At 68.7% G+C, this 18,464-nt stretch carries 15 protein-coding genes and 1 tRNA gene; 6 read left to right on the forward strand and 10 right to left on the reverse strand.

Going from position 1 to position 18,464, the window contains the following annotated elements; genetic code table 11:
* Positions 1-13 precede the first annotated feature (13 nt).
* The 8 genes from ACSEEN_RS14780 to ettA all read right to left on the reverse strand — a co-directional run bounded on the left by ACSEEN_RS14780 (position 14) and on the right by ettA (position 11,060).
* Positions 14-700 carry a DUF8185 domain-containing protein gene (locus ACSEEN_RS14780; protein WP_298444950.1) on the reverse strand — a complete coding sequence of 229 codons (687 nt, stop codon included), beginning with the start codon at positions 698-700 and terminating at the stop codon, positions 14-16.
* Positions 697-1,170 carry an acyl-CoA thioesterase gene (locus ACSEEN_RS14785; protein WP_247867425.1) on the reverse strand — a complete coding sequence of 158 codons (474 nt, stop codon included), beginning with the start codon at positions 1,168-1,170 and terminating at the stop codon, positions 697-699. Before ACSEEN_RS14785 ends, ACSEEN_RS14780 begins: the two co-directional genes overlap by 4 nt.
* Positions 1,170-5,813: an NAD-glutamate dehydrogenase domain-containing protein gene (locus tag ACSEEN_RS14790; RefSeq protein ID WP_440713583.1), complete on the reverse strand. Its 4,644-nt coding sequence runs from the start codon at positions 5,811-5,813 to the stop codon at positions 1,170-1,172. Before ACSEEN_RS14790 ends, ACSEEN_RS14785 begins: the two co-directional genes overlap by 1 nt.
* An 87-nt stretch (positions 5,814-5,900) precedes the next feature.
* Positions 5,901-6,923 (reverse strand): AraC family transcriptional regulator, encoded by a 1,023-nt coding sequence (locus ACSEEN_RS14795; RefSeq protein WP_440713584.1) that lies wholly within the window; start codon positions 6,921-6,923, stop codon positions 5,901-5,903.
* Entirely contained in the window at positions 6,916-7,974 is a 1,059-nt protein-coding gene (locus ACSEEN_RS14800; RefSeq protein ID WP_440713585.1) for an AraC family transcriptional regulator, read from the reverse strand. Before ACSEEN_RS14800 ends, ACSEEN_RS14795 begins: the two co-directional genes overlap by 8 nt.
* Complete coding sequence (locus tag ACSEEN_RS14805; protein WP_440713586.1) at positions 7,961-8,545, reverse strand: DUF6114 domain-containing protein; 585 nt, start codon at positions 8,543-8,545, stop codon at positions 7,961-7,963. Before ACSEEN_RS14805 ends, ACSEEN_RS14800 begins: the two co-directional genes overlap by 14 nt.
* Before the next feature lie 28 nt (positions 8,546-8,573).
* Positions 8,574-9,179, reverse strand: a complete 606-nt coding sequence (locus ACSEEN_RS14810) for a DUF6230 family protein (RefSeq protein ID WP_440713587.1) — start codon at positions 9,177-9,179, stop codon at positions 8,574-8,576.
* A 207-nt stretch (positions 9,180-9,386) separates the two neighbouring features.
* Complete coding sequence (gene ettA, locus ACSEEN_RS14815; RefSeq protein WP_247867419.1) at positions 9,387-11,060, reverse strand: energy-dependent translational throttle protein EttA; 1,674 nt, start codon at positions 11,058-11,060, stop codon at positions 9,387-9,389.
* A 172-nt stretch (positions 11,061-11,232) separates the two neighbouring features.
* Here ettA and ACSEEN_RS14820 point away from each other — a divergent pair, with 172 nt between their 5' ends.
* The 4 genes from ACSEEN_RS14820 to ACSEEN_RS14835 all read left to right on the forward strand — a co-directional run bounded on the left by ACSEEN_RS14820 (position 11,233) and on the right by ACSEEN_RS14835 (position 13,050).
* Positions 11,233-11,730 (forward strand): HNH endonuclease, encoded by a 498-nt coding sequence (locus ACSEEN_RS14820; RefSeq protein WP_247867417.1) that lies wholly within the window; start codon positions 11,233-11,235, stop codon positions 11,728-11,730.
* Between the two features lie 187 nt (positions 11,731-11,917).
* A complete protein-coding gene (locus ACSEEN_RS14825; protein ID WP_247867416.1) occupies positions 11,918-12,307 on the forward strand; it encodes a TIGR02611 family protein in 390 nt (129 codons plus the stop codon).
* A gap of 33 nt (positions 12,308-12,340) precedes the next feature.
* Complete coding sequence (locus ACSEEN_RS14830) at positions 12,341-12,760, forward strand: DUF6325 family protein (protein ID WP_371308001.1); 420 nt, start codon at positions 12,341-12,343, stop codon at positions 12,758-12,760.
* Between the two features lie 2 nt (positions 12,761-12,762).
* Positions 12,763-13,050 carry a hypothetical protein gene (locus tag ACSEEN_RS14835; protein ID WP_371308002.1) on the forward strand — a complete coding sequence of 96 codons (288 nt, stop codon included), beginning with the start codon at positions 12,763-12,765 and terminating at the stop codon, positions 13,048-13,050.
* 16 nt (positions 13,051-13,066) lie between these two features.
* On the opposite strand, the gene ACSEEN_RS14840 is transcribed toward ACSEEN_RS14835, so the two are convergent.
* Together ACSEEN_RS14840 and ACSEEN_RS14845 are read right to left on the reverse strand one after the other, a co-directional pair.
* Entirely contained in the window at positions 13,067-13,552 is a 486-nt protein-coding gene (locus tag ACSEEN_RS14840; protein ID WP_440713588.1) for a single-stranded DNA-binding protein, read from the reverse strand.
* 167 nt (positions 13,553-13,719) lie between these two features.
* Positions 13,720-15,843, reverse strand: coding sequence for a bifunctional copper resistance protein CopD/cytochrome c oxidase assembly protein (locus ACSEEN_RS14845; RefSeq protein ID WP_440713589.1), 2,124 nt, complete (start codon positions 15,841-15,843; stop codon positions 13,720-13,722).
* 118 nt (positions 15,844-15,961) lie between these two features.
* Here ACSEEN_RS14845 and ACSEEN_RS14850 point away from each other — a divergent pair.
* Positions 15,962-16,038, forward strand: a tRNA-Arg gene (locus tag ACSEEN_RS14850).
* 199 nt (positions 16,039-16,237) lie between these two features.
* Positions 16,238-18,340, forward strand: coding sequence for a type I restriction-modification system subunit M (locus ACSEEN_RS14855; RefSeq protein ID WP_440713590.1), 2,103 nt, complete (start codon positions 16,238-16,240; stop codon positions 18,338-18,340).
* The last annotated feature ends 124 nt before the right edge of the window (positions 18,341-18,464 follow it).

The following is an 18,464-nucleotide window of genomic DNA, read 5'->3' on the forward strand; positions in this document are numbered from 1 at the left end:
GCGCACAGCCCCCTCAGAGCACCGACACGCCCAGGGTCGCGCTGCGCTGGTAGACCGAGCCGAAGCGCGCGTCGATGCGCGTCCACGACGGCGAGGTCCGCACCCGGACGGGCTCCCCGGCCGCGATCGCATCGAGCGGAGAGTCCTCGGTGATCTCGTGGCCCGCGGCGTCGCGGACGAAGCCCATGGCGGTCAGCGCGAACACCGCCCGCATGGTGAGGCCGGCGCTCGCCTCGGGCTGCGCGTCGGAGGTCACCGTGATCACCTCCTGATCGAGCAGCGACGACGCCGGGCCGAGCGCGCCCGACTCGTCGCGCGCGACCCGGGTGCCTTTGCGCGCCAGCGCGATCAGCTCACGCGCCGGTACATCGTCCAGGTGGGTGTAGCCGTCGGGCGCCGGCAGGGCGCCGCGCCACGCGGCGGGCAGCGCGAAGCCGAGCGCGACGGGCTCGTCGTCACCGGCGAGGGACGCGGCCATCGCGGCGACGTCGGCGACCACGTCGGACGGTTCCACGGTGCCGAACACCGAGCGGGTGGCCAGGACGTCGAACCCGGTCCGCGTCCAGAGACCGGTGCGGCCGTCGCCGCGCTGTTTCAGCCGGATCACCCCGGAGTCGTCGAGGCGTGCGGCGCGGGCGACGAAGGCCGCGGCGTCCCCTCGGTCGGCGGCCGAGACGGGGTACAGGCCCCGGCCGGTCACGACTCCCTCAGAAACGAGAGCAGGTAGTCCTTCTCCGCGGCCGGCAACCGGCGGGGGCGCTGGGTGTCGATGTCGAACGACACCAGCTGGGTGCTGGCCACCACCGCGGGCTTGCTGTCGGGTGCGGCGCCGTGCGGGCGCACCTCGTAGCCGACGGTGAAGTCGACCGCGCGGACCCGCTCGACGAACATGGTCACCGAGATCGGCGACTCGTCGTGGCGGATCTGGCCCTGATACTTCACGTGCAGATCGGCGACCAGGCAGCCCTTGCGCAGCGGGTGCGTCGGCTTGTCGTCGTAGAAGAGCCACGGGATCCGCGCCTCTTCCAGCAGCGTCACCATCCGGGCGTGGTTGATGTGCGCGAACACGTCCATGTCCGACCAGCGGACCGGCACCTGCACCACGTAACCGTCCGGAGTCCGATGGCCCTCGTCCTCGAAAAGTCTTCTGGTGTCGGTGTTTTCGGTCATCACACCAGACTACGCAACGCGCGTACCGCCACCGTCAGCCCGGCGATCCCGGGTTCCGGGGTCGACTTCACACCGTCGACCGTGGCGCGGACGCGCGCCAGCGTGGTGCTGCGCGACGACTCCCAGTCGGCGATCTTGGTCTCGGCGCTCTCCCCCGGCTCGGACAGCTGCAGGATCGCCAGCGTCAGGCTGCGCACCAGCGAGTGCAGGTCGTCGCGCAGGGCCAGCCGGGCCAGCAGATGCCAGCGGTCGACGCGTTCCTGATCGTTCACCGCGTCGAGCAGTTCGTCCAGCGCGAAGTGCTCGAGCACGGCGAAGGCCAGGTCGCCCACCTCGTCCAGATCCCGGTCGGCGATCTCCGCGAGGTCGGCGACGTCGAGCAGGTGGAGCCGGTACGGCGCGCGGGCCACCGCCCGCGCCAGCCCGGGTTCGGCCCCGCGGCGGACGAAGTCGGCGGCCATCGCGTCGATGGCTCCGGCGATGGTGGGCCGCGCCCACTCGTCGATGAACGGAGTGAGACCGCCGATGTCGCGATAGCGCCGCACCTCGGCGGCGATGGCGAGCGGCTGCGGCCGGTGCTCCAGGAACCAGCGCGACGACCGGTTCAGCAGCGTCCGCTCGGTCGCGGTCATGTCGTCGAGCAGTGCCGCGTCGAGTCCGGCGGCGCGCAGCCGCGCGATCTGGGCGCCCAGCCCGAAGACCTCGGCGGTCGCCGCGTACGCGCGGGCCGCCTCCTCGACGGTCGCGGTGGTGGCCTCGGTCATCCGGAACAGGTACGACATGCCGCCGTCGTCGACGATCTTGTTCACCAGGCAGGTGGCCGCGATCTCGCGACGCAGCCGGTGGGTGCCGATTCCGTCGGAGAACCGGCTGCGCAGCGGCTCCGGGAAGTAGGCGGACACCAGTTCGTCGAAGACCTCGCCGTCGAGCAGCGTGGTGGTGATCAGTTCGGCCTTGGCACCGAGCTTGACGTGCGCCATCACGGTCGCCAGTTCCGGGCTGGTCAGACCGCGGCCGAGTTCGCCCGCGCGACGTCTGCGCAGGGCCCGCGGGGTGGGCAGGGTCTCCAGCTCGAGGTCGACGCCGTCGGCGGCGAGCTGGGCCAGCAGCCGCTCGTGCAGGTCGGTCTCGGCCTCGGCGCGACCGCGGGCGAGACCGAGTTCGGCGTTCTGCGCGATGTTGTCGGCGAGCACCAGCCGGGCCACCTCGTCGGTCATCGATTCCAGCAGCCCGGTCCGCTCGGCGGGATCGAGGACGCCGGCCGAGATCTGCGAGTCGAGCAGGATCTTGATGTTCACCTCGTGGTCGGAGCAGTCGACGCCGGCCGAGTTGTCCATCGCATCGGTGTTGATCCGCACACCCGACAGATCCGCTTCCACGCGCCCGCGCTCGGTGACGCCGAGGTTGCCGCCCTCGCCGACCACCTTGACGCGCAGCGTGTCGGCGCTGATCCGGACGGCGTCGTTCGCCTTGTCACCGACGGCCGAGTCGGCTTCATCGGAGGCCCGGATATAGGTACCGATGCCGCCGTTGAACAGCAGATCGACCGGGGCCCGCAGGATCGCGCGGATCAGTTCGGGCGGCGCGAGTTCGGTGATCTCGTCGCCGAGTCCGAGCGCCCGTCGTATCTGGGGGCTCACCGGGATCGACTTCAGCTCGCGCGACCAGACGCCGCCGCCGGCACTGATGAGGGCGGCCCGGTAGTCCGCCCACGACGACCGCGGCAGCGCGAAGAGCCGCGCACGCTCGGCGTAGGAGACGGCGGCGTCGGGGTCCGGGTCGACGAAGATGTGCCGGTGGTCGAAGGCCGCCACCAGGCGGGTGCATTCCGATGCCAGCATGCCGTTGCCGAAGACGTCACCGCTCATGTCGCCGACGCCCACCGCGGTGAACTCCTCGGTCTGGGTGTCGATGCCCATCTCGCGGAAGTGCCGCTTGACCGCTTCCCACGCACCGCGCGCGGTGATGCCCATCGCCTTGTGGTCGTAGCCGACCGAGCCGCCGGAGGCGAACGCGTCGCCGAGCCAGAAGCCGTAGTGCGCGGCGATCGCGTTGGCGGTGTCGGAGAAGCTGGCGGTGCCCTTGTCCGCCGCCATCACCAGGTAGGGATCGTCGCCGTCACGCCGCACGACACCGGCCGGCGCCACCACGGCGCCGGTCTCGTGGTCGAGATCGTCGGTCAGCTGGATCAGCGCGGCGACGAAAGCGCGGTAGCAGGCGACGCCCTCGGCCTGGTGCGCCGCCCGGTCGGCGGCCGCGTCACCGGTCGGTGCCGGTGGGCGGCGGACCACGAATCCGCCCTTGGCGCCGGCGGGCACGATCACCGCGTTCTTCACCGCCTGTGCCTTGACCAGGCCCAGGATCTCGGTGCGGAAGTCGTCCCGGCGATCCGACCAGCGGCAGCCGCCGCGGGCGACGCCGCCGAAACGCAGATGCACGCCCTCGACGCGCGGCGAGTGGACGAAGATCTCGAATTCCGGCCGCGGCGCGGGCGCCAGCGGCAGATCGCGCGTCGCGATCTTGATCGCGACGGTGGGCGCGAACTCGGCGTCGAGGGCCGACGCCGCGGCATCGTCGCCGCGGAACCAGTTGGTGCGCAGCGTCGCCCGGATCGCGCGGGCCAGCGACGAGAGCACCCGGTCGGCGTCCAGGCTGAGCACGTCCGCGAGTTCGTCGTCGAGCCGGGTCCCGGCGTCGTCGACCAGCCGTGGCCGATCCGCCGAGCGGACGGCCGGGTCGAAGCTCGCCCGGAAGAGCCCGACGAGGGCGCGCGCCACCCCGCTGTACTCGCCGAGCACGTCGGCGAAGTGCCCGATGCTGCCCGGGAAGCCGCACTGTTTGAGATACCGCGCGTACATGCGCAGCACCGAGACCTCGCGCGTGGTCAGCCCGGCCCCGAGGACCAGCTCGTTGAGCCGGTCGATCTCGGTGCGGCCGGCCCACATGCTCCCGAACGCCTCGGCGACCCGCTCCTCGTGACCGGTTCCGCCGACCGAGGTCAGATGCGACGCGGGCTGGACGGCGAACTCGTAGATGCGGACGCCGAGGCCGTCGGCGCGGTCGATGCGGTACGGATGCTCGTCGAGCACCGTCAGCCCGAGGCTGGCGAGCATCGGCAGCACATCGGTCAGCGCGGCGTCCCGGCCGGCGAGGTAGAGGGTGAACGTCCACGGCAGCGCGTCGGCGCTGCGCAGGACCACGTGCACGTCGTCGGCGGCGAGTCCCGCGGCGATCGGCAGATCGAACGCCGCCCGCGCCGGATCCCGCTCCTCGCGGTAGCTGCTGGAGATTCCCGGCAGCAGTCCGGACACCACCGGCGACGCGCCGGACAGCGCCCGCACGTCGTCTTCCCAGGTCCGGACCGCACCGCGCAGCAGCTCGTCGAGACGCTCATGGGTCTGCGTGCCGATGCCGAGATCGCCGCCGACCGGCCCGCGGGTCTTCATCATGATCTGCAACTGCGCGAGCGGGCTGTCGGACAGCCGCGTCGCGAACTCCGACGCGGATCCACCGAGTTCACGTTCGGTGAACTCGATGATCGCCGAACGCACATCGGTCGAGTATCGGTCGCGCGGCAGGAAGGCGATCGCGCTGACGGTATGCCCGTCGTGGCACAGCCGGGCGAAGAATCGGCTGCTCCGTTCCAGATTCGCGGTCAGCAGCTCCTGGACGCGGCGCGCGGTCTCCGCCACGGTCGACCCGAAGAGTCCCACCAGCGGGTAGGTCTGCAGCAGTTCGATCACCGCCAGACCGCCGTACGAATCCTGTTCCAGCCCCAGCGACCTCAGAACACCGCGCACGACGGTGCGGACCACCGGGATCTCCCGGACCGACTGGTACAGCCCGATCGAGGTGAACATGCCGACGAACTGGTGCTCCACCGCACCGTCGAAGAACCGCAGCACCAGCGGATACCGGGTGCGCAGCACCCCGGTCTCCAGGTACACCCGGTCGATCACCGGCCGCGGTCCCGGATCGGCGAGCGGCTGCAGGCGGATGGTCTGCGGCTGCGCCCAGACGCCGAGCCCGGCACCGCCGTCACCGCGCGCGTACCCGACGAGATGGAAGTTGGAGTCCCCGGCGATCCACTCGATCAGATCCCGGTACTCGTCGCGATCGGCCGCCGGGGCGATCGTCGCATCGGCAAGCCCGGCGAGAGCCGCCCGGATCGCCTCGCCGTCGCGCGTCACGGCGGCGTGCACGCCGACCGCATCGATCACCGCGGCGCGGATCGTGTCCGGGTCGCACGCCACCGAGGCGAACGCGCGCACGCTGATCCACGACTCGTCGTACCGGGCGCCGCCCTCGGCGGACTCGTCCCCTATCCCGGCGAGCCGGCCGTCGCCGTCACGCCAGACCGGCATGATCGGATGATCGATGCCCGCGACGGTCAGGCCGGCGCCGTCGATCACGGTGAGGACCGACTCGACCAGCAGCGGCGCATCGGCGGCGACCACCTGAATCTCCAGCACACCGCCGTCCAGGCGGGTGACGCCGACCAGGAATCGCCCGGGTTCTCGGATGGCCGCCAGCGCCAGGTGACGGATCAACCGGTCTCGGTCGACCTCCACCCCGCCGTAACGGAGCAACGCTCCGGACACCAGCCGACCGGGGATCCGGTCACCACCCTCGTCGATCATCATCGCCTCCTTCCACACGACCCTAACGTCCGCGACGGCGGGGCATCAGGTGATCGGCGAGGCCGCTCCGGCCGTCCATCCGGACGGCGTTCAGGACGCTTCGTGGAGCCCGGCGACGGGGCGTGACGGCCGGTCAGCCAGCGCGTACGTCGAGGGCTTTTCCACCCGCGCCGCGATGTCGACCGCGCTCTGCCACTGCCGCTGGTAGTCGCGCGGCGTCATGCCGTAGCGGGCCAGGAAACGGCGGCGCATCGTGCCGGTGCAGGTGAATCCGGACGACGCCGAGATCTCCTCCATCGTCGCCTGCGCGGGCCTGCGCAGCAGCGTGCACACGTGCTCCAGACGTCGGGCCGCGATCAACTCCGCGACGGTCTCCGAGTCCGACTCGAAGTACCGGTAGAGATGGCGGCGGCTCATCGCGAGACTGGCCGCGATCGCATCCACCGTGAGCGACGCCTGGGCGAAGTCCCGGTCGATCATCTCGATCACCCGGGTGCGAATCCGGGCGGCCTCGGCGACCTCCGAGGAGCCGGTATCCAGCTCGCCGACCTCGACGGCACCGCAGATCAGCCCGATCACCGTCCGCTCGGCACCGGTCTTGATCCGCTGCGGGCAGTCCACCGCGTCCCGCGCGAACTGCTGCACGAACTCGGCGGTGGCGCGTCCGAGCGCGGACTCGGCGACGGCCATCACCCGGTGCGTGACGAGCCGGACGCCGAGTTCGGCCAGCACCACGACCGGCACGGCGACCGTGGTCAGCCGGGCCGAGGCCGGGAACGTCCAGGTGACCGGCTGGTCGGCCATGACGAGCACCAATTGACCCGCACCGCAGGCGATCTCCCGTCCGAGGCCGGTCACCCGGACCGTCGACGGCGTGTCGGCGACGGCGACCAGCACCTCCATCGCGGCGCGGCCGGTGTGCGTCGTGCGTTCGACGGTGCACGGCGTCAGATCGGTCACCTGCACGTCGAGCGTCGACAACTGGGCGCGCTGCACCGTCGCCTCGAAGCCCAGCGGATGGTCGGCATCGATCCGGTCGAACGACGGATGCCCGACCATCCCACCGCGTCCGCGCAGAATCAGCGGAGACCGCATCGCGGGAGCGCTAGTCATCGGGGTCACCCGACTCGGGGCGGGACGGTTCCGAGTCGATCTCGCCGGCCTGCACGGCCTTGCGGTACGCGCTCGGCGTCATTCCGTACTCCGTCCGGAATCGTTTGGTGAACGTGCCGGGCGACGCGAAACCGGAATCGGCGGCCACCTCGCCCAGCGACATCCGGGGATGGCACGCGAGCAGTTCGCGGGCGTGTGCGAGACGGCGGCGCGCGATCAGGGTGGTCGGCGATTCCTCCGCCCCGGCGAAGTACCGGTACATGTGCCGACTGCTCACATACAGCATGCGGGCGATCGAATCCGGGGAGAACTCCGGATCCCGGTAGTTCTGATCGATCAGGGACCGGGTGATCTCACGCAGGTACAGGTCGCTGTCCACGGCGCGGAACGAGTCGTCACGGTGCTGACTCAGGGCCGCGCGAACCAGTTCGGCCACCGCGTGCTCGCCGTCGATGTCGATGGACGCACGACGCGCGGCGACGTCGTTCGCGAACCGGGTGACGAACGCCGCGGTCGCCCGCGCCAGCGGCGAGGAATCGACCAGCGGGACCATCGACCAGTCCTGTCCGGACCGGCGTCCGAGCAGGTCCGTCGGCACCCAGATACCGGCCAGATCCGCGGTCGTGAACGACTCCTGCCGGAACGGCTCGTCGTTGTGGATCACCACGAGATGACGCGGATGGTCGTAGTGGTAGCGCCGTCCGCCCGCCTCGACCACCCCGCCGCCCGGCAGCGTCTGGGTGCCGACCAGAACGAAGTCGGACCGGTACTCGCGGACGCGTTCGGGCGTGCGGACGGTGGCGCACGGGGTCCGCAGCAGCGAGAACGTCAGCAACTGTGTCAGCGGCCGCCAGTACAGGTACTCGGCGAATCCGGAGGCCGAGTCGGCCGTGACCGTGAAGGTCCGCAGATAGTCGTCCAGGCCGCTCCGGCCGCGCCGGAGAAGGTACCGCGTGGAGTCGTCCCCAAGGTCCTCACCGGCGCCGATGCGCGCGCGCCACGCGGCTACCGTGCGCCGGTCGAGGCCCTGGGCGGGATCATCGGGGGTCAATCGTTTCCCGATCGGTCGGAGCCCGATGTGCGCCGAGACGGCCGTCGTCGACGACCGGCAGCGGCGCGGTGGTCTCGGTGGCGCCCGGCTCGGGCGCCGGCACGGGCTCGATCACTGCCGTCTCCGGCTCGGCCGGCGCCTCCGCGTCGACCGTCGCCGGCTCCGGGCTCGTCTCGGCCCCCTCCTCGTCGGCCGCTGCCTCCCCGGCGGCCGGCAGCGGCCGCCACGCGAGCACCAGCGATGCGCCGACGATGCCGAACAGCGTGCCCAGCACGTAGCCGCCGAAGTTCGCGGCGGGGAACGCGACCAGCGCGATCACCATCGCCGACAGGCCCGCCAGGACGCGCGTGTGCAGCCAGAGCAGCGACGACACCGCGCACAGTGCCATCAGCACCGCCAGCCATACCGTCGAGATGCCGGAGATGGTCGACACGGTCAGGATCATGTCGCCGATCCGGAATCCGTTGAGTGACGGCAGCGAGATGAAGATCGCCGAGATCACCAGGCAGATGCCGCCCGACGTCGGCCGGTGCCGCGTCCACTCCCGTAACCGCCGCAGTCCGTCCTTCATCGTCGCCCCCTCCCACCAAGGGCGACGATCAGCACTTCGTGGCTCCGCGAGTGACGCTGACCTTGGCATTCGATACCGACAACGTGTCGGCGCGCATGGCCATCACGTTGGCGTCGACACCGAGGATGGACGCCGCCGGCGCGGCGATCGCGGTCGCCAGCTGCGACGACAGTGCGTCACGGGCCGGCTGCGCCGAACCGACGACGGCGTGCTCCAGCGTCATGTCGGCGCCGAGGCCGTCGACGTCCATCATCATGTTGGTCGCCTTGGTGCTGGCCCCGGGCGCCTTGATGATCATGGTGACGGTGCCGACGAAGGGCAGGTCCGGCGCGGACATCGCCAGGCACAGATCGCTCAGCGTCGCCTGACCCATGGTGACCACGACCGTCTGGACCCGCCCGTTCTTCACTGTGCCCAGGGTGCGCGGATACACCGCGACCTGAGACCCCTCCAGCTTCGAGACGGTGGCCTGGAAGTTCTGGCCGGAGATGCCCATCTGGATCGGCACCTCGCCGCGCGCCATGCCGAGCCCCATCGCCCCGGTGATCGCGAGGCCCGCGATCAGCGAGGCCGCGAAGATCTTCGGTCGCGTCTGCCGGACCTTCTTGGGTCGGTCACTCTTCCGCTTGAACAATCCATGTCCTTCGTCGTGCCCGCTTCGGGCAGCCCAACACGTCTCCGGCTGAAACCGGAGCTATTTAGGCAGGCTAGCCTTCTTCGAGGCCCTATACCGACCACAGCACCCGCGGTGGCACAGATTCACGGGAATCTGACACACATTGCACCATGCCGGACCCGATCGGTCGCCCGGATTGGCGGCACTCGGCCCGGGACGGTGGCCTCAGTCGCGCGTCAGCTTCCGGTGCGTCACCCGGTGCGGCCGGGCGGCCTCGGCGCCGAGGCGCTCCACCTTGTTGGCCTCGTAGGCCTCGAAGTTGCCCTCGAACCAGAACCACTTGCCCTCCTCCACGTTGCCTTCCCAGGCGAGGATGTGGGTGCAGGTGCGGTCCAGGAACCAGCGATCGTGCGAGATCACCACGGCGCAGCCGGGGAACTGCTCGAGCGCGTTCTCCAGCGAGCTCAGGGTCTCGACGTCGAGGTCGTTGGTCGGCTCGTCGAGGAGGATCAGGTTGCCGCCCTCCTTGAGGGTCAGCGCCAGGTTGAGCCGGTTGCGCTCACCGCCGGAGAGCACCTCCGACGGCTTCTGCTGGTCGGAACCCTTGAAGCCGAAGGCGCTCAGGTAGGCGCGCGAGGGCATCTCGTTCTGGCCGACCTCGATGTAGTCCAGGCCGTCGGACACGACCTCCCACACCGACTTCTTGGGGTCGATGTTGGCGCGGTTCTGGTCGACGTAGCTGAGCTTGACCGTCTCGCCCACCTTCACGGTGCCCGAATCCGGGCTCTCCAGGCCGACGATCGTCTTGAACAGCGTGGTCTTACCGACACCGTTCGGTCCGATGACGCCGACGATGCCGTTGCGCGGCAGCGTGAACGACAGGTCGTCGATCAGCACGCGCCCGTCGAAGCCCTTGTCCAGGTGCTCCACCTCGACCACCACGTTGCCCAGGCGCGGCGGCGTCGGGATCTGGATCTCCTCGAAGTCGAGCTTGCGGTGCTTCTCTGCCTCGGCCGCCATCTCGTCGTACCGGGCCAGACGCGCCTTGTTCTTGGTCTGCCGGGCCTTGGCACCCGAGCGGACCCAGGCGAGCTCCTCCTTGAGGCGCTTCTGCAGCTTCTGGTCCTTCTTGCCCTGCACCTCCAGACGCTCGGCCTTCTTCTCCAGGTAGGTGGAGTAGTTGCCCTCATACGGGTGCAGCTTGCCGCGGTCCACCTCGCAGATCCACTGGGCGACGTGATCGAGGAAGTACCGGTCGTGGGTCACCGCCAGGACGGCGCCGGGGTAGTTCGACAGGAACTGCTCCAGCCACAGCACCGACTCGGCGTCGAGGTGGTTGGTGGGCTCGTCGAGCAGCAGCAGGTCGGGCTTGCTGAGCAGCAGTTTGCAGAGGGCCACGCGACGCCGCTCACCACCGGACAGGTGGGTGACCGGCGAGTCCCCCGGCGGGCAGCGCAGGGCGTCCATGGCCTGCTCGATCTGACTGTCGAGGTCCCAGGCGTCGGCGTTGTCCAGGTCTTCTTGGAGCTTGCCCATCTCCTCCATGAGCTCGTCGGAGTAGTCGGTCGCCATCAGCTCGGCGATCTCGTTGTAGCGCGCGAGCTTCACGGCGATCTCGCCCATGCCCTCGAGCACGTTCTCCTTGACGGTCTTCTCCTCGTTGAGCGGCGGCTCCTGCAAGAGGATCCCGACGGTCGCCTCCGGATCGAGGAACGCATCGCCGTTGCTGGGCTGATCGAGCCCGGCCATGATCTTCAGGATCGACGACTTACCCGCGCCGTTCGGCCCCACCACACCGATCTTGGCGCCGGGGTAGAACGACATCGTGACGTCGTCGAGGATGACCTTGTCGCCGTGCGCCTTGCGCACCTTCTTCATGGTGTAAATGAACTCAGCCAACGCCACAACTTTCTATTCACGCAGATCTCGGTCACAACAGCCTTCCAGTGTAGAGGTCGGCTGCCGGACGATAAATTCACTCGACGGTCGCCGCGCCTCTCGCTTACCGTCGTCCAGGTTTGCCACGATCGAAGCACGGTGCCTCGATGAGAATCCGGAGGGAGGCACGACCATGACGATCTTCGTCACCAATGCGGGCCTGCAGATTCTGGCCCGGGTCACGTGGCGGCGCGCCACCGTGCTGCTGACCACCGGCGTCGCCCGGAACGTGGAGGGCACTCCCCTCGTCCGCGTGGTCCGGTCCCCGTCGCTGGTGCAGCCGGTCCACCAGGTGGTCGCCATCCGCGGTGACGCGTACCGCCCGTACGCCGGCAAGTCGATGGACTCGCACGCGTCGGCCGACACCATTCTGCGGCGCGACCAGTGGATCTGCGCGTACTGCGATGGACCCGCCGATACGGTCGATCACATCGTGCCCAAGTCGAAGGGCGGCGCGAGCAGCTACGGCAATCTGGTCGCCGCGTGCCGGGAGTGCAACGGGTACAAGGCCGACCGGACGCCCCGCCAGGCCGGGTTGCCGCTGCGGCACGCCCCGTTCGTGTACGACCCGTGGGCCGAGGACCAGAAGGAGGTCTGGGCGATGTTCACGCTGCACGCCCAGCCGGAGTGAGACCGGGGCCCCGGCCCCACGATGACACCAGGGCCGCAGGTCCCGAACTCGCTGAGAGTTCGGGACCTGTTCCTGAGAGTTCATTCAGGACCGCGCGTATCTCACTGGTTACTCAGGGATTCCCCGTAGATTGAGGGTCGTTGCCGGAGATTCCGGCGAACGAGAACCCATCCGGAGGGCGACCCGCATGCGACTGCGTCTCAAGATCTGGCACCGACGGCAGCGCTACATCATTCGTCAGCGTCCCGTTCTGAACCAGGTCTACCGGATCGTCGTCGGTGTGGTCGGAGCCGTGATGATGGCCGCGGGTCTGGTGATGATCCCGCTGCCGATCCCCGGGCCCGGTTGGGTGACCCTCTTCCTCGGCCTGGCCGTGCTGGCCACCGAGTTCACCTGGGCCCACCGCGTCACCAGCTTCCTCCGTCGTCAGCTGCACCGCGCGAGCCTCTTCTCCGCGCGCCTGATGGCCTGGACCCGCACCGCCGTCGCACACCAGGTGGAGTACCACAGCCAGACCATGCTGGTCCACGCGCGCAGCGCCTACACGCGCTGGCACCCGCTGCCCGCCGCCGCGTAGCACCCGGCACGACGACCGAAGCGACGTGACCGCATGATCTTCGACGCCGACCTCGGCCCCGTCAGCCATCTCGTCGCCGGTTTCCCCGGTGCCACCATCCCCACCCGTGGGCTCGACGCGCTTCGCGCACTCGACGAGTCGGGCCGCATCGACATCCTCGATCTCGAGTTCGTCCGGAAGGACGACGCGGGCGTCGTGTCCTGGGTGCGGGCGGCCGACGTCGGAGCACCGGCCTTCGCCGCATCCGCCTCGGAACTGATCGACGGTGACGACATCGCCGCGGTCGGCGCCACCATGGCCAACGACAGCGTCGCGGTGATCGTCGTCTGGGAGGACCGCACCCTGATCGACGTCATCGCCACCTGGACCGGCGAGTCCGGATCGATCCTGTCCGAGGGACCGATCGAGGTCGCCGACCTGGTCGACACGCTGGACCGCATCGAGGAGAACTGACGATGGGACTGCTGAAGACCGCCGCCAAGGTCGCCGTCGCGAGTTCGGTGCACGGACGCGTTCAGCGCCGTCAGCAGACCCGCTGGGCCGCGCAGGACGCCGCAGCCGCCGGCGTCCCCGCGACACCGGCCGCGCCCGCGACACCGGCCGCGCCCATGCCGCCGTCGGCACCCGCCCCGGCGCCCGGCGGCGGTGCGCACGACCTGATGGTCGCGCTGACCTCGCTGCGGTCGGCCGGCGTCCTGACCGACAGCGAATTCGCCGAGATCTCCGCGCGCATCTTCTCCTGACATCGGCGCGAGCCGCTCACGGCCACGACGCGCCGGCGACGGCGGAGTCCGCCGCCGGTTCGGGCCCGGTCGGCACCACCGAGACCAGCGGCTTCTCCTCCGCGCGCTCGTCGGCCGGGGCCGACTGCGCATCCGCACCGGGGAGCGGACCCCGATCGTCGGGCTGGTGGTGTCCCAGGTCGAGCCCCAGGGCGACGGCGACCATCTCCAGATCCGAGCGCTTGACGCCGTCGGAGCCCACGTACTCGTTGGTGCGCAGCTGGCCGTGGGCGATGATCTGCGAACCGCGCCGCACCACGTCGGCGACCGACGCGGCCAGCCGGCGCCAGCAGACGACGGTCAGGTAGAGCGCCGCGCCGTCCGACCACTGCCCCGTCTCCCGATCGAGCCGGCGCGAGAAGCAGGCCACCCGAAACGAGACGACCTCGCCGTTGTGACTGGTCTGGTAGCGGCGCGGGTCGCTGACCACGCGCCCGGTGATCGTGGTGTAGGTCTCGTACATCTCCGGCTCCTTCGACGATGGTGCGTGTACCCACTGACCATCACCGATGACGGCTGCCCGCCGGAAGACCCCGATCGGTGCCCTGTGGACAACCGCGCCGAGCACGCCGATTCATCCACAGATCGCGAAACGGTCTTGAAAGACGCCGCGAGGTGTGCCGAGAAGCGCTAGTCGCGCCCGGCGTCGACGGGCGCGGCGGCGTCGTCGACGGCCCGATCCGCCGGCTCCTCCGCGGCCCGGCCGGGCGTGTTCATCTGCGCCAGCATGGCGTTGTAGCTCTCCAGCTCGGCGTCGTCGTTCCGGTCCTCGCGACGGTCGAAACGTTTGGCCTGCCGCGTGTCCGAACGCTGCCACTGGATCAGGAGCGCGATCATCACGAGCATGAGCGGGAATTCGCCGGTGGCCCAGGCGATGCCGCCGCCGACCTGCTGATCTCCGAACAGGTCGTAGTGCCAGGGCAGTTCCAGGCTCTTGTACCAGCTCTCGGCGATCACCGCGGAGGTCATCATCAGGGCCACGCCGAAGAACGCGTGGAAGGGCAGCGATCCCACGACCACACCGAATTTCGCCGGCGGCGAGATCTGGCGCGGAGCCGGATCGATGCCGATCACCAGCCAGTAAAAGAGATAGCCGCTGATCAGGAAGTGCAGATTCATCAGCAGGTGCGCCGAATGGTTGTCGACGATGGCCTGGAACACGCCGCCCAGGTAGAGCACGTAGAAGCTGCCCACGAAGACGGTGACGGCGATCGCCGGGTGGGTGATGAACCGCGAGTACTTGCTGTGGATTCCGGACAGGATCCATTCGCGCGGCCCCGGGGGCTGTCCGCGGCCGGCCGGCGGAATGGCCCGCAGCGCGAGCGTCACCGGCGCGCCGAGCACCATCAGCACCGGGACGAGCATCGAGAGCATCATGTGGCTCATCATGTGAACGCTGAACATCGCCGGTGCGTACTTGCCCATGCCCGACGACGTCGCGATCAGCAGCGCCGCGCACCCCAGCAGCCACGCGATGGTGCGGCCGACGGGCCAGGCGTCGCCACGCCTGCGCAGCCGCCACACGCCGCCGAGATACACCAGCGCGGCGACGATCGCGAAGGTCCCGAAGATCAGGTCGAAACGCCAGTCGAAGGCGAGCTTCTCCAGCGAGAAGGGACCGTCGAGCTTGTAGCCGATCTTCAGTTCCGTCGGGCTGATGTCCGCGCTCGCCAGCACGGGCGGCGGGGTCTGCGACAGTCCGGCGGCCAGCCCGAAGGCGATCGCGAAGACCACCGTCTCGACCGCGGCCAGCCGGACGAACAACGACGTCCGCGGCTGGTCGGTGGCTTCCAGCGCGGTGATGGTCCGGCTGCGGTGCACCGCACCCATTCCCCCGGCGATCAGCAGCGCCACGAACTTGGCGACCACGACGAGTCCGTAGGTGGTGGTGAACAATTGCGCGACGCTCATCCGGACGAGCGCGTTGATCACTCCGCTGGCCGCCACCACGAGGAAGCACCAGAACGCGACGCGCGAGTAGCGACGGACCGCGAGCATGCGCCAGCGGCCGCCCGCGAAGCAGTACGCGAGCACCACCACGAGGCCGCCGGTCCAGAGCGCGGCGGCCACGATGTGCAGGATCAGGCTGTTGGTACCGAGGTCGTGGTTGCCGCCGGCCGAGGAATGCCCGAGCAGCGCCGACGGCATCAGGGACAGGAAGCCGAGACCGATGACGAGGACCGTCCAGCCCCACCGCAGCGCCGCCCGGGCGAGCGCCGCGGCGCAGATCGCGAAGATCGCCGTCCACAGCCAGTAGCGCGTGTCGGCGACGATGCCGCACTGCCCGAGCAGTCCACCGTTACCGATGGTCGTGAGGCAGCCCCGCGTCGTCTTTCCCAGTGGAATACCGCTGGCGTTCGACGCCGACAGCGGGATCATGGCGAGGGCAGCCATGCTCCAGCAGGCGAATGCGACAGACGACCAGCGCATCGCCCGGTACCCGCCGACGTCGAGTTCGCCGCTCGCCTGCGGCGGAACGAAGAACGCGGCGAACACTGCGCCGCCGAAACCGATGGCCGCGAACAGCTGTCCGACGACCGTCACCACGCGCACGCCGTAGGTGGTGAGCCAGCCCGGATCGGGCACCCCGAGCAGCTTCTGCGCGGTCGCGACGCTCGCGGCCGTGACCACCGCGGCCGCGATCACCCCAGCCACCATCATCAGCGAGACCAGCAGGCGGCGGACGTTCGACGGGTCGCGCATACTGTCCCGGTCGGCCTCCCGGGTGGTGGTGCGCGCGGTCGTCGTACTCATGAGTTCCACTGTAGGTCCGTCCGCCGCGGCGGCCCCGCCCGGGCGGTGTGACCTGGGCGTCACCGGCGGCTCCGCGCCGGATATACTCGCACGCGCCGGGTCGCAACCAGACCCCACCGCCTCCGTAGCTCAGATGGATAGAGCAAGGGCCTTCTAATCCCGAGGTCGCAGGTTCGAGTCCTGCCGGGGGCACCAGAACGTTCTTACTCGAACCGACACGGAACATGTCGGCGAGCCGGAACCGATGGTTTAGCCTGAGCCCCGACGACGAGCAACAAGGGGGTGAAGGGCATCCCGGGTCATGTCGACCCTCTCTGACATGCCGAATCCCGGCATGCAGCGAGCCCATGAACTACTCGCAATAAGTTTGAATAATGAACAATAGGCATCACAAATGCCGGGCAGACTCAACAGGAAGACCAGCGTGGCGCTTAAGAAGTCGGATCTCTACTCATCTCTGTGGGCAAGTTGCGACCAGCTTCGTGGCGGCATGGACGCCAGTCAGTACAAGGACTACATCCTGACACTGCTGTTCGTGAAGTACGTCTCCGACAAGGCCAAGACCGACTCCGGCAGCCTGATCGAGGTGCCCACGGATGGCTCGTTCGACGACATGCTCGCAGCCAAGGGCGACAAGGAGATCGGCGACCGCTTCAATAAGATCATCGCCCGCCTGGCTGAGGCTAATGACCTGCGCAACGTCATCGACCAGGCCGACTTCAACGACGAGGAGAAGCTCGGCAAGGGCAAGGAGATGCAGGACCGCCTCTCCAAGCTGGTCACCATCTTCAACGACCTCGACTTCCGTGGCTCACGCGCTGAAGGTGACGACCTGCTCGGTGACGCCTACGAGTACCTGATGCGCCACTTCGCCACCGAGTCCGGCAAGAGCAAGGGACAGTTCTACACCCCGGCCGAGGTCTCCCGCATCCTCGCCAAGGTGGTCGGTATCGGCGCGAACACCCGTCAGGATCAGACCGTCTACGACCCTGCCTGCGGTTCCGGCTCGCTACTACTCAAGGCCGCCGCCGAGGCGCCGCGCGGCATGACGATCTACGGCCAGGAAAAAGACAACGCCACCTGGGCGCTGTCCAAGATGAACATGATCCTGCACGGCAACGAGATCGCCGAGATCGAAAAGGGTGACACCATCACCAGCCCGCAGTTCACCACCGGCGACCGGCTGCGGACCTTCGACTACATCGTCATGAACCCGCCGTTCTCCGTGAAGTCCTGGAATAACGGCCTCGAAAACGACTACGGACGCTTCGAGTACGGCCGCCCGCCGGAGAAGAACGGCGACTACGCCTTCCTCCTCCACGCGCTCACGTCGCTCAAGTCCACCGGCAAGGCCGCGATCATCCTGCCGCACGGCGTGCTGTTCCGCGGCAACGCCGAGGCCACCATCCGCACCCGCCTGCTCAAGCAGGGCTTCATCAAGGGCATCATCGGCCTGCCAGCAAACCTGTTCTACGGCACCGGCATTCCCGCCTGCGTGGTCATCCTCGACAAGGAGAACTCTCAGGCCCGCACCGGCGTCTTCATGATCGACGCCTCCAGAGGCTTCATGAAGGACGGCAACAAGAACCGCCTACGCAGCCAGGACCTGCACAAGATCGTCGACACCTTCAACAAGCAGATCGAGATCGACCGCTACTCACGCATGGTGCCGATCAGCGAGATCGCCGACCCCAAGAACAACTACAACCTCAACATCCCGCGCTACATCGATTCCTCTGAGCCCGAAGACCTCCAAGACCTGTCCGCCCACATCCACGGCGGCATCCCCGACCACGACCTCGACGCCCTCCAGCACTACTGGGACGCGTTCCCACAGCTACGCAGCCAGATCTTCACCCCGAACCGCCCCGGCTACAGCGACCTGACCATCGACGTCAGCGCAGTGCAGCAGGCCATCTTCGATGCCCCCGGCTTCCACAAGCTGCGTGACGAGGCCACCGGGATCGTCGACGACTGGTTCACGTCGCACCGCGACGCGCTTGCCGGCATCACCGCCGACACTAAACCCAACGAACTCATCACGACTATCAGTGACGACCTGCTGGCGCGCTTCAAGCCGATGCCGCTGCTCGACGAGTACGACGTCTACGAGCAGCTCATGACCTTCTGGCACGACACCATGCACGACGACGTCTACCTGATCATGGCCGACGGCTGGCAGGGCGCCGCCAAACCGCGCCTGACGATCAACGACAAAGAACGCAAACTCACCGAAGAACCCGACCTCACCATCGGCACCGGCAGAAATGCCCAGAAGTACAAGATGGACCTCATCCCACCCACGCTGATCGTTGCCCGCTACTTCGCCGACGACCAGGCCCGGGTCAACGAGCTGACGGCTGCCGCTGAGGAAGCTACCCGCGCCATCGAGGAGTACGTCGAAGAGCACGCTGTCGAAGATGGACTCCTTGCCGACGCCATGGACGACGACAAGATCACCAAAGCGCTCGTATCCGCGCGCTTGAAGGCGATCTGAACCGCACTGGGTCTGGTGGAGGCTCTGGTCATTTGATTTCAACCAGGGCCTGGGTGCCCTGCTGGGTAGCGTAGAACCTCCCTTCGAACTCGGTGGGCGGGAGGTCGTCGAGGTAGCCGTGTAG

The sequence above is a fragment of the Gordonia marina genome, assembly GCF_052036135.1.
Lineage (GTDB): Bacteria > Actinomycetota > Actinomycetes > Mycobacteriales > Mycobacteriaceae > Gordonia.